The sequence below is a fragment of the Paenibacillus sp. NAIST15-1 genome (assembly GCF_001894745.1).
Classification (GTDB): Bacteria; Bacillota; Bacilli; order Paenibacillales; family Paenibacillaceae; genus Paenibacillus_B; species Paenibacillus_B suaedae.
Genome location: NZ_BBYF01000005.1, coordinates 138,501 through 150,535, shown reverse-complemented (window position 1 = coordinate 150,535; position 12,035 = coordinate 138,501). Strand labels below are relative to the sequence as shown.

9 protein-coding genes are annotated in these 12,035 nt (G+C 40.4%); 5 read left to right on the top strand and 4 right to left on the bottom strand.

The annotated features are described in order from the left end of the window. The first annotated feature begins 7 nt into the window (after positions 1–7). From PBN151_RS13740 to PBN151_RS13730, 4 genes are all read left to right on the top strand, one after another. Complete coding sequence (locus tag PBN151_RS13740; protein ID WP_072729405.1) at positions 8–1,210, top strand: macrolide family glycosyltransferase; 1,203 nt, start codon at positions 8–10, stop codon at positions 1,208–1,210. A gap of 326 nt (positions 1,211–1,536) precedes the next feature. After that, on the top strand, positions 1,537–3,144 hold the full coding sequence (locus PBN151_RS13735; protein WP_072729404.1) for a BCCT family transporter: 1,608 nt from the start codon (positions 1,537–1,539) through the stop codon (positions 3,142–3,144). Positions 3,145–3,176: 32 nt separating this feature from the next. After that, on the top strand, positions 3,177–3,344 hold the full coding sequence (locus tag PBN151_RS31285) for a hypothetical protein (RefSeq protein ID WP_174810504.1): 168 nt from the start codon (positions 3,177–3,179) through the stop codon (positions 3,342–3,344). Continuing rightward, the gene (locus tag PBN151_RS13730) at positions 3,334–5,172 is read left to right on the top strand and encodes a choline/carnitine O-acyltransferase (protein ID WP_083545136.1); all 1,839 of its coding nucleotides are present in this window, start codon (positions 3,334–3,336) and stop codon (positions 5,170–5,172) included. Before PBN151_RS31285 ends, PBN151_RS13730 begins: the two co-directional genes overlap by 11 nt. Before the next feature lie 601 nt (positions 5,173–5,773). Here the strand turns inward: PBN151_RS13730 and PBN151_RS30440 are convergent. The 3 genes from PBN151_RS30440 to PBN151_RS13715 form a co-directional block, all read right to left on the bottom strand. Beyond that, positions 5,774–6,085 carry an aspartyl-phosphate phosphatase Spo0E family protein gene (locus PBN151_RS30440; RefSeq protein WP_083545135.1) on the bottom strand — a complete coding sequence of 104 codons (312 nt, stop codon included), beginning with the start codon at positions 6,083–6,085 and terminating at the stop codon, positions 5,774–5,776. Positions 6,086–6,429: 344 nt separating this feature from the next. Further along, complete coding sequence (locus PBN151_RS13720) at positions 6,430–7,011, bottom strand: hypothetical protein (RefSeq protein WP_227774658.1); 582 nt, start codon at positions 7,009–7,011, stop codon at positions 6,430–6,432. A 340-nt stretch (positions 7,012–7,351) separates the two neighbouring features. After that, positions 7,352–8,644 (bottom strand): helix-turn-helix domain-containing protein, encoded by a 1,293-nt coding sequence (locus PBN151_RS13715; protein WP_072729402.1) that lies wholly within the window; start codon positions 8,642–8,644, stop codon positions 7,352–7,354. Positions 8,645–10,687: 2,043 nt separating this feature from the next. On the opposite strand from PBN151_RS13715, the gene PBN151_RS13695 reads away from it, so the two are divergent. After that, positions 10,688–11,011: a 2Fe-2S iron-sulfur cluster-binding protein gene (locus PBN151_RS13695; protein WP_021253380.1), complete on the top strand. Its 324-nt coding sequence runs from the start codon at positions 10,688–10,690 to the stop codon at positions 11,009–11,011. A 689-nt stretch (positions 11,012–11,700) separates the two neighbouring features. Here PBN151_RS13695 and PBN151_RS13685 read toward each other — a convergent pair. Beyond that, positions 11,701–11,958: a hypothetical protein gene (locus PBN151_RS13685; protein WP_021253377.1), complete on the bottom strand. Its 258-nt coding sequence runs from the start codon at positions 11,956–11,958 to the stop codon at positions 11,701–11,703. Positions 11,959–12,035: the final 77 nt, after the last annotated feature.

Sequence of the window (12,035 nt, the reverse complement as noted above, 5' to 3'; positions counted from 1 at the left end):
GATGATAATGGCACGTGTTTTATTTATAAACGGGGGATCAGAGGGACATATCAATCCCACGATTGGAGTCGTACAGGAGCTTATCTCACGGGGAGAAGAGGTCGTATACTTCTGCATAGAAGCATTCCGGGAGCGATTGGAGAAGACTGGCGCTATCGTACGAACATTTGATGATCAGAAATTTATCAAAGCCTTTATTTCAGGTGGACGAAATTATGTACTTGAACGAATCAACGGCTTGCTGCTTACGGCAGATGTCGTCATACCAAGCGTACTTGAACAGATCAAGGGAGAGCAATTCGATTACATCATTCACGATTCTATGTTCGGTTGTGGACGAATCATAGCTCAAATGCTGAAACTGCCTGCAATCAATTCCTGTACTTCTTTTGTGCAATCAGAGGCATCCTTCGTAAGCTTGATGGAACAGTTCCATGCAAGTGTACCTGCAGAGATCGCGAAGCCTATCCATGATACATTTGTAAGCCTGACGGACAAGGTAAAGGAAACCTATCATGTGGAGATCCATTCTCCTTACGAAGTATTTTGTAATCCAGCACCACTTACCATCGTGTATACGACTAGGGAGTTCCAACCTGAAGGAGAAACATTTGATCATTCCTTTCAATTTGTTGGGCCATCCATCTCTTCACGGGTCAGCCAAACGGACTTCGACCTTACGGCAATCGAAGGAAGAAGCCTCATTTACATTTCACTCGGTACTGTCTTTAACCAAGCGATTGATTTCTATAAGCTCTGTATGGATGCTTTGGGAGACACGGAACATACGATTGTCATGTCGATCGGTGATAAAGTCCAAATTTCAGATTTAGGTGAGATCCCTGCAAACTTCATCGTTAATAACGTTGTGCCACAAACCGATCTATTGCCACACACGAAATTATTTATTACACATGGTGGCATGAATAGTGCTCATGAAGGTCTCTATTACGGAGTTCCGCTCATTGTTATCCCGCAAAGTGCCGATCAGCCAGTCATTGCCAAGCAAATCTCCAGAGTTGGAGCGGGTGTTACATTACGTATGGATGACTTGACTGCAGAGCAAATCCGCGAAGCCGCAGACCATGTGTTAAGCCACGCATCTTACAAGACAGCCGCTATAAACATGCAACAATCCTTCCGCGAATCGGGTGGGTATGTTCAAGCTGTTGATGAGATATTAGCATTTGCAAGTAATCATCTTAGATAAATATTGTAGAACTACATTCGCCGTGAACCCGCTCCTTCGAACATGTAGATTGATAGTTTTGATGATAGTTTTGATGATAGCTCATGATTGATTCCCTGGTATACCTGAATCAATCATGAGCATTTTTATATCCGTTTTTATTTGTAAAAGCCGACTTGAAACATGTGGTACCATTTCTGAGCCTTTATAGCCTGGTGCATATCCCTCTAAATAGGAAAGTGATTACCTGTATGCTCGATTATGAGACCGATGAATTTATGGATTGTGAGACGGTAATATTATGTAGGGGAAGCGCTTATTACAACATAAGATAGGAGATTTCACATATGGCTGAAAAAGGTTCCCCATCATCCTATATGCCGAGTGGCGGCAAAAGTTCATTAACATTCTGGTCGGCGATTGTATTCACTGGCATCTTTTCTGTGTGGGCGGTCGTTAATCCTGAAAATCTAACGAACACGTTATGGGGATGGGTGTATAAGTACCATGGCACCTTTAGCTGGTTTACGATGATGATTCCGCTTATTATTATCGGAATTTGCTTAATACTTGCCTTCAGTAGGCTTGGCAATGTCAAGCTAGGTAAGAAGGATGAGAAGCCTGAGTTTAGCACTTTCTCATGGTTAGGAATGCTGTTCACCGCAGGGATTGGTGTCGGTCTTGTAAACTTTGGTGTCGCTGAGCCGCTTGTTCACTATTTGCAAGCAGCTGGTGGCATCAGATCTGGGGCAGATGCGGTGGCCGCTGCTGAAAACGCGATGAAATATACGATGTTTATTTGGGGCTTGCCAGCATGGTCAATCTATACGATATCAGGGTTAGTGATTGGCTATTTTGCTTATTCCCGTGGCGCAAAGTTTCTGCCGGGGACACCGATTGCGGAAGGTTTTTCGGATAAAAAGTGGGGCAAGTCATTAGCTAACATCACCAATATTCTGGCAGCCGGTGCATCCGCGCTGACGATGGCAGCCTCGATTGGTCTTGGTGTATTCCAAGTTAAAAATGCAGTTTCTGCCGTTTTCGGCTATAACAATGAAGGCTTAGGGTATTCAGTTTTCATTTTACTGGCGATTTTCGCAATCTATACGTTGGCTGCCGTATTGCCAATCGGCAAAGGTATGAAAATTTTAGGTGATATCAACGTTGTTGTTGCGGTCGCTATATTGGTTTATGTATTTGCGTTAGGAAACTCACCGTTTCTAATGAACTTTATTTCACAAACGTTCAAAAATACATTCCTTGGCGTCGTGCCTACTAGTCTTGAGACCTTACCGTTTCTAAACAAAGGGTGGTTCTTCGATTGGCCGAATACGACTTTGATTTGGTGGATTTCGTGGACACCGTTCCTAGGAATATTTATTGCCCGCATCTCTAAAGGTCGTACGATTCGGCAAATTATTGTTGGGGGCGTATTAGCACCAGTGATGTTCCTCATTGTGTGGTTCAGCGTATTTGGTGGCACAGGCTTCCTCAATGCGATTGTTGGCGATGGCTCAATTATTCAATATATTCAGGATCATCCTGACGATGTATATCTATCGTTCATTATGGTTCTACAGCGGCTGCCGTTGTTCACACTCACCGGGATATTGTTTATCGTGTTGATTCTTGTGTTCCTGTCAACGACTGCGACAAGTTCGATGATCTCGCTGAGTATTATGACGAGTAATGGTCCAGAAAACGCGCCAATAGCACGTACGTTGATCTGGTCGGTCATAACCACGATGGTTGCCTTCGCCAACGTAGCTACAGGGACACTGAATGGGGTGCGGGCGATAGCTGTTTTCTTAGGTATCCCGTATATGTTTTTGTTCTTCATGGCGATCTCCGGATTAATTCGACAATTGCGTCATGACACGAGACGTGAAGAACGTCATGACACGATCCATGAAGGATATGTACATCCTCAACACAAGCTGCAGCAGGAACCGTAACTGCAGTTTAAAAAGAAAGGAGTTTACTTGAAATGGAGACTACGAAAGTTCCTTTGCCGCTGCCCGAATATGGAGTAGATCAAACATTAGCAAATAGCACACTCTTGGGGAATCTAGGATTGTTTGTGATAACTACTGCCTTTTTAGTTGTGCTCGGTTGGATGGTAAAGCTGGCACTCGAACCAAAGCATGAGACATGAGATTAGAGGAGACATCATGACCAATCATACGAACAAGTACACGACACAATTACGGCCTCTTCTCCAGAAACTGCCCGTACCGGCATTGCCGTCCACACTAGCGACTTTGCTGGAGTGGGTGGAACCGGTACTGACCGAGGAACAGCTGAACGAGTTCAAGCAAATTGTGCTGCGTTTTCAGCAAAATGAGGGACCGCAGTTGCAAGAGCAGTTAGAGCAGCATGCAGCAACTGGAGCGGATAGTTGGCTCGCTCCATGGTGGCTGCAAAGCTACTTAACGACAAGGGGCAACTTACAGAGCGAGACGAATATTGCGTTGACGATTCATCCTGATTACCACGCACATATGGGAGACAGAGCTCATAAGGCGGCAGTGTTGATTGAAGGGGCGGTAAACATCTATTTACAGCTTATTTCCGGTCGTTATCCAATGGAGCAGACGGCAAAGGGAGCGGCTGTGGATATGAGCTACTATCGGAATATTTTCAAGAGCTGCCGCTTGCCAGCTCACGGGGAAGATGAGTTTTATGTAGGTGCAGATACAGCGGAAAATAACTTCGTTGTTGTTATCCACAACTCACACTTCTACAAATTAATGGTTACGGATGATCGCGGGGCCGCTATTCCAGCGGTGCAATTAGAGGGCAACTTGCGATGTATCTTATCGCACAATGTACCCGTGGCAAATGTTGCTGTAGAAACTGCGACGGCTGCTAAGCGTGACCTGTCGGCGGATGTATATGAGCAGTTGCAGCAAAACCCGGTGAATGCCCAGCATTTGCGTACGATTCATGATGCAATATTTACGATTGGATTTTCAGACGATGCAGCTGATAGTACAGCGGAGCAGTTGCATCGTGCGTTATTAGGTTGGAGAAATCAATGGTTTGCGAAGACGATGCAGATGCTTATCGATGCTAACGGCGCAATCAGTTTTAATTTCGAGCATTCATCGATTGACGGTGTGCCCGTAATGAATGTGTTAAATCAACTGTTTACCAAACAAGACGGTAACCTGCGAGAAGAACCGATTTCGCAGCAAGAGGGTTCCAGTGAATTAGTTACAGAACTGAGCTGGGAACAAGATGAACGCGTGCAGTCGTTATTGGCGCAATGCAATGAACAGGCTCAAGCGGAGTATGATAACCATTACTTTGCCCACTTTAGTTTTGAACGTTTCGGTAAGTCTCTAATGAAACGTGGCAAAGTAAGTCCTGATGCCTTCTTCCATATTGCCTTAGCATTAGCCCAATATGAGTCAACAGGGCAATTACTGAGCGTATATGAGCCGGTAGCTATGCGCCATTATTATCAAGGAAGAACTGAATGTGCCCGATCCATAAGCACGGAGAAGAAGGCGTTCGTGGAAAGTTTTATGAATGAGTATAAGCTAGGCGAAGATGAACATTGGCAATCACGCCGGCAGCAGCTGATTGACAGCTTTCAGCGAGCGGCAGCGGCTCACACTGAGCGTATCAAAGCCTGCCAGCGTGGAGAAGGGATCGAGCGTCACTTGTTCGGACTAAATAAGATAAACCAGTTGACGCAGGATTCCCCGAATCAGTCCGATTACTTCTTCCAATCGCAAGGGTTGAAAACTTTGACTGCAGACTTTATTTCAACGACAAGCATACCTTATGAGATTATGGAATCATTTACTTTCGCGCCAGTAAATAGCGAAGGTTTCGGTCTGTACTACGGTATTCTGAATGAGCGGATTGTCCTTGATATCTCTGTCAAGAAAGCCAATAAAGAAGCAGCCAATCAATTGCTGCATAGTCTATGTACGAATTTAGAACGGTTGGCAGCTTTATTAGAATTAAGTTAGAAAGTATTATTCTTTAAGAGCGTAGCCGCCAGTTCCCATTCGTTGTGGCGTTGCCTATAATTGCTCTTTGGATTTTTCAATACGAGAAGGTTAATGTACTCGGTATGAACTTACCGAGTTCTTTTTTTGGTTGGCAGGCATTTATACTAAGAAACGACGCTAGATGACAAAATCAATAAATAAATGCAGCTGCATGGTTTGATAATGGGAAAAAATTCACATATAAATAGTGAATATATTGAAGTCGGTGGTTAATTGGATTGCCAAATAAATGAGGATTTGGATTAAAAGCGATCAAGGATACGATCTAATTTGGTGTCTGTAATACGTAATATCAAATAACATCTAAATCCAGAAATGCAACGTACGAATTTGACGCTGATACGAGCATATAAATTAGAAGAATCAAATGTACAAAGAAACGAATGAAAATAATTAACAAGGAACGAACCAAAAACAATTCTGTTATCAGCATGTAACAGTAAAAGTGAACAATTAAAGTGAAATATGCACTTAGTAATAACCAATAGATGATATGGTCAAATTAAAGGGATTAACAGCTGATTGAGGCCAATTTGGATAGACTCCTTTTAAACCCATACTACTGTTTCACAAAACCCGTATTTTGTACATATGTCTTAAACAAGTGGAAACCCCCTATATGACAGCTATTCTCCATGATGTATAACATTATTGGGCATGCTATTCCCTCCTTAAAAATATAAGTTGGCTTCATTAAAGGTTTGTAGCTATTTATAATTTCTTTTTTCTGCCGCGATTGCATTTCTACAATGTATATATCAAGTTGTTGGCTGATTCGTATCACTTCTTCGTCTGCAAAGCCATCTTTAATCTGTACAATCTCCGTAAGCTTCTTCCTAAGCTCATTAATTTTCTCCTCTAAAGAATCCATTACAGATCACCTCACGTACGCTATCTCAATCTTGTAATGTACGTTTCAGTAAAAACTGTATAAATAAACCACGGCAACATTTGTGTGAAAATGAAATAAGAACACCCGAAGGTGTTCTTATCATTAGATTTGATTCTTATCACTCGGATCTTTTGCCGGTGATCTTATCTATAATGAACATAAATGCACTGAACAAAAGGGACATAATCAACATGTCTAGTATAGTTACACCCGAGTCACTTTTTATGCCAAAGAACATAATAATCTGTAGAATCAGAGATATCACAAAAAGTGATATGTATCTAATGCTATTCATGCAACACCATTCCCTTCGTTGAGTAACTTTACTGACCTATGCAACGGATACTAAACCAAACCAAACTAGCAGCAAGTCCTACAGCTCCGCCTTTAATTGCATTTTTTCCGACGATTTTGATGATTTCAACGGCTAACTTATCCCACAATTTCTTTTCGATCATTTCCATCATTCCGCCAGTTAAAAAGCCGATCCCTGTAAAGTCAATAATTTGGTTAGCAACACAAGATCCCCATGAAGCTGTGGAGAATTCTCCAGCATCTGGATTAGGCACTCCCTCTAGCATATTTGCTGTTAGTTGCTCACCGTTTGCAAGCTTAACAAATGCCGAGATGGTTGCAACATTATCAAATCCGAACTTCTGAGCTATTTTTCCCTCATTCAATACATACTTACCGTCTTTTTTCACAGATGCCTCTTCAAAAATGAATTTCAGGTCAGATGCTACTTGAGCTGATTCAGCCTCACGTACATCAGAATCTTTCACAGTTCCCATCATGCTGCCAATTTGTGACCCCACTTGCCGATCTGATGCTGCAAAAGCCATCGGTGCAAACATCGAAAATGCCATACTCACACTTAATAACGTTCCGATCCATTTTTTCTTCAAGCAACTCGCCTCCATATATTATTGGAGAAGATTACTCTTTATACATGGGAAGGACTCCGTATCAAGATAAACTATATGCGCAACTGTATGTAATGATACATCATCTATTTCTAAGGTGATTTAAAGAGCACCCTCACATAGCGAGTATATAATATGTTGCATAAATTCCATATTTTAGTCGTCCATGAAACAAAAAGTAAACTAAAAGGTGATTTTGGCATGTTTAACTATTTCACCAAGGGAAAACTCCCCCCTGATTGTTTCCTGATGAAGCTGTTATTGTCAAGATCACGATGGCATATAAAAGAGTAGCGGATGTACATCTTCTTTATGAACTGTTTCATGCTGAATCCCCCGTTACTTGAGCATTGTGAGTAAAATATGCGCTTAACTTTTCAATTGTTGACTTTTGCATAGGAATATTTTTTTCTAAATGAATATGCATGACCATATTCAAGCATTTTTTCTCTTCAACCGTATCGTTAACTTTAGAATAGTGCAGTGCCCCTTCTAAAAAGAGATTAATACATGTTTCATATTCACCAACGGCTAAATAATATTCCCCTTTGATTTGAAGATAATCAGCGTATCTGGAACAGATTAAAGGGTTGCTCTTGTCAATAACGGATTGATCTATATTGCTAGTACACAGTAGGTTATTAGCGCTTTCGAGGTCATTTCGTTGTAAAAATAAGCGAAGAAGTTGATTGGTGGCAAGGATGACAGAATCATTACTACAGGACTTTAAAAATGAACGGAGCTGTTCAATAGATTTTTCGATCTCCCCTTTCTTTGTATTTAATAATGCCTCCATAAGAATAACATTTTCTCGGGTGTAAGGATAGTCGAATTGTTTATACTGTATAGCATATCGTTCAGTCTGCTTATAATCTCCAAGACAATAATACGAATTTCTAAGGATGCCAATTGCATGTACTCTATAGGAACTTAATCCATTATCTTCTGTAATAATCTTCTTACATTGTTCAATGCTTTCGTTATAAAGTCTCAAATTATAAGCATGAATCCCTAACTTGTAGTATAGCTCAATCCGATATTGTTGTGGCAAAAATTTGATGTAATTTAAAATGTATTTCCCATTGTAATATGTTTCCTTCATTCGCATGAAGTCATTTCTTTCAATCAGGTACTGCTGATACAAACCTTTTGCAATATAGGGCATTATTCCATGTGAGCGTGAGTAGTCAATGATGAGGTTATACAGTGACAATTTGATGGAGGTATCTTCAATGGAGTCGATTTGTTGATATAGCTTCTCGGTTAAGTCAATGCTGTCTTCGTTTGGAGATTCAAGGTATTTGTTCGCAACTTTCCTGATTAGTTCGGTGCTGCTCCTTCGCTGGATCGTCGCTTGCAGGATATCGAACAACAAGTCTGATCTTTTTTCATTTTCGACGTAATAATCAACCAACGTTTCAAAAGGGATATCCAATGTTGTTGCCAACGGATATGCGGTCGAAAATTCTGGTCGTTTTACTTCGCCGTTCTCGATTCTTGATATCGTACCTTTGTTGATCCCTGACAGTTTTGATAACTGAGTCAATCTGATATTCGATGCACATCTAGTGTCACGAATTAGTTCTCCAATTGTTTTAATGATCGTCGTGTCCAATATCAACCCTCCTTATTTTGATTTAATTACCTATATTTTACCATATATTGAACGGTATGTACATTGTTAGAGCAAACCGTGGGCCGTTATGAAAAGAAGTTCCTTCCTTTATTCAGAAGGAACTTCTAGCTTTATTGGAATTTTTCAAACTCATTCCTTAGCCAAAGATGATTATGAACAACTATATATTGTTCTGAGTTAATCAAAAGATCGACGAGCTCGCGTTTGGAAAGCTTCATATACCGCCTTCTAACGCGATCAATGTCTCTATCTGGACAAATATCCTTGAATGTATGATTCTGCTCTTCTATAGCCATTTGTGAAGCCCTACGAGGCATTCTGTTCTTGGAAGTGCAGTACTCAGCAAAGTATGCTTGCAACTTTGCTTTCTTGTAGATACTCTAAATTCTACATCAGGGATCGTGTTTGATGTATACGACTCTTTAAGCATTTGCAGTATTTCGGTCATAAATTTAAAGACATCTTCAGGCATATAAAAATTCTCGGGTTCTTCCCTTCCCTTCGGAATAAGCCGAAATAAGAAATTCTTTTTTGGAGGATTAACATTCTTATCTTCCGTTACTATACAACATTCTCTATCGTAACTAATTTGCAAGAGTTCATTCATTCTAGCTCCAGACGAAGTAATAATATCAAGTGCGAACTTTGCAAACATACAGGCTACATAATTACTTGTGTAGTTTGTATACCAATGCAATCCTGAGGAGCCCCACGTTGTAATCGTGACATTACCAGAGGGAACACCTGTAATGGAAGCAAAGGATCTACAGCGTGCAGAGCCCGATTGGTGGGTTGTCAATCAAAGCGAGCAAGATATAAAGACTACAAAACATGTCTTACAAAACCGTGCTCTTCCAGAAAATAATTTGTAAACTAACTAGTGACCCGCTCCTCCATGTATTGTCAGAAAAAATCTCCTAGTTTGTAGGCTCTTTTTTACTTTATATTTGATTTTTAATCATGTGATTAAGTAAATCATATATAAAATAATCTTCATTAAATCCTGTTTTCTCAATTTGATTAATCGTTTGTATAAAGTCCGTCAACCATTCCATTTTGAAGAATAATCACAAATTGCTTGTTACTTCTGTGGGTGCTATTTAATTTGAAGTTGTATAGTAATCTAGAGATATCCCAAGAGTTAACACATTCATTAATTCTTTATCGGGAATAACACCTAAAAACATCCTCAGGCATTACTTCACCGCAAGATGACTCACGGAATGCAATTCTATCAATAGCTTAATGTTTTTAAAACTTATCTTTTATCTTTATTGATATGTTTCCCACATAGCTTAATTTGTTTATAACAATTGCCTATCGAGCATGACAAAACTTGTAATGAAGCTGGTTTAACAACGTAATCAGTATTAATCGGTAATGTCCTCATGTTCTTGTCATCCGACAATGTTACCCATTTTTAGTTGTAAAAAAATCAGATAGGATGTTACACATTTTATCTGATTTCATGCAGTTGGATAACAAGGACTTAAAGACCCTTCATTCTCTAATGAAGATGCTAACTAAATATTAGGAATCCAAATATAATAGTCAGCACCACAATAGCTGTCAATGAGGATACTTTCGCAAAGCGAATTGCCGAATTAGATATTTCAGGTTCTTCTTTATACATTCATCGTTTCCCCCATAATAAACTATCCTCAGGACAAAAATATGTCCATATTAATACTCCATACATAGGAATCATAAAAACAAAAAACACAAAAATTCCAGCTATCATCTTTTCCACTACATCACGCTCCCTCTACATACCCCAATAATGGATTGGACAATTCTTATGGCCTCCAATAAGAGGGGTGGGAAATTAGGCAGGGCCTAATGGATGGGTGGGTTCCTCCATATACAACCGTGATGAAGTAGCAAAGCTTGATCTCCTCATGCATAAAGGTTAACGCGTTCGGTTGTTTACAGATCGCGATTTTGGATAGTATGATAGTGATATTGCACATGATAAGCCATTGATTGCGCAGCTACCAAATTAGGAATGGGGAGAAGTCCAAAATGCCGACGATTCAAATTGAAGGAAGAGGCTCCTATGAAGTTGCAGAAGGTACTAAACTTGTGCTTGCCCTGGTGGATAACGGGGTAGACATATTGCACCGCTGCGGCGGCAAGGCCAAATGCACGACGTGCCGGGTCGAAGTGGTGGATGGAGACGCCGGTCCGGTTGGTGAAGCGGAAGCCGCTCTTCTGCAGGCCAAAGGCATTGCGGAATCAAACATCCGCTTATCGTGCCAGATTCAAGTACATAACGATCTTACTGTAAAACCGGTGATGACGGTATCGTCATCCGGCCTGGAGCCAGGCAATCGTCCGCAAGACTAACCGATCGCAACCGGCTTCCTGATTTTTTACCATGTTGATCAAACTAAACGATCATTCTTCGCCCGTACAGCTGCTAATGTAGATTTGATCGTAATGTGATTTCTCCAATAGCAGCTGTTTTTGTTTTGGTCAGAATACTAACCAATAGATCATAAGCGTGATTCACAAAATCATCTGTTAATTCGTTTATTATTTTCACCGCGATATTGCTCGAGTTCATCACTATTGAAAATAACAAATCTATTCTTCCCCAGTTCAAACCCTTGTTCAATATCATGTGTACAGTTTCTACTTTGAGGAGAGAATTATTGTATGGCATCGCCTCTTTATTTAAATAACGGGCACGTCAATGTAATAAAATTTATTAAATATACTGTTCTAAATTACAAGAGAAAACCGTCGGCCGTTTATGAAAAAGAAGTTCCTTCAGAATAAAGAAGGAACTTCTAGCTATATTGTAAAACTCATTCTTTGTCCAAAGATGATTATGAACAGCTAAATATTGTTCCGAGTTAATCAGAAGATCGACGAGCTCGCGTTTGGAATACTTCATATACCGCCTTCTAACGCAATCAACGTCTCGATCCGGACGAATCCTTGAATGTATGATTCTGCTCTTTCTAGAGCCATTTGTGAAGCCCTACGTGGCATTTAGTTCTTGGACGTACAGTACTCAGCAAAGATATACGCTAAATCGATCCTGTGCCTCTTCCTTGCATCATTGAGTTTTTCTGCATCATTCCCTGAGAGTTAGAATTTGCCCCTCTCTGATGACAATTGTTGTACATTTGTTCCAATTCTGAATCATTTAAATTTGGATGCATTTCTTTCATGAAAGGAAGCATGTCTTTAATGGTACCTGGATTCACATCTGCCGCATAGACAGCAGATCCGATTCCAAGAGTCAGAACAGTTGCACCAACTATCGCTATGAACTTGTTTTTCATGTTGTCACCTCCTGATGAATTACTTAAATCATACTCTTCAAATATGTTGAAACTGTGTAGATTGTTATGGATCCAAA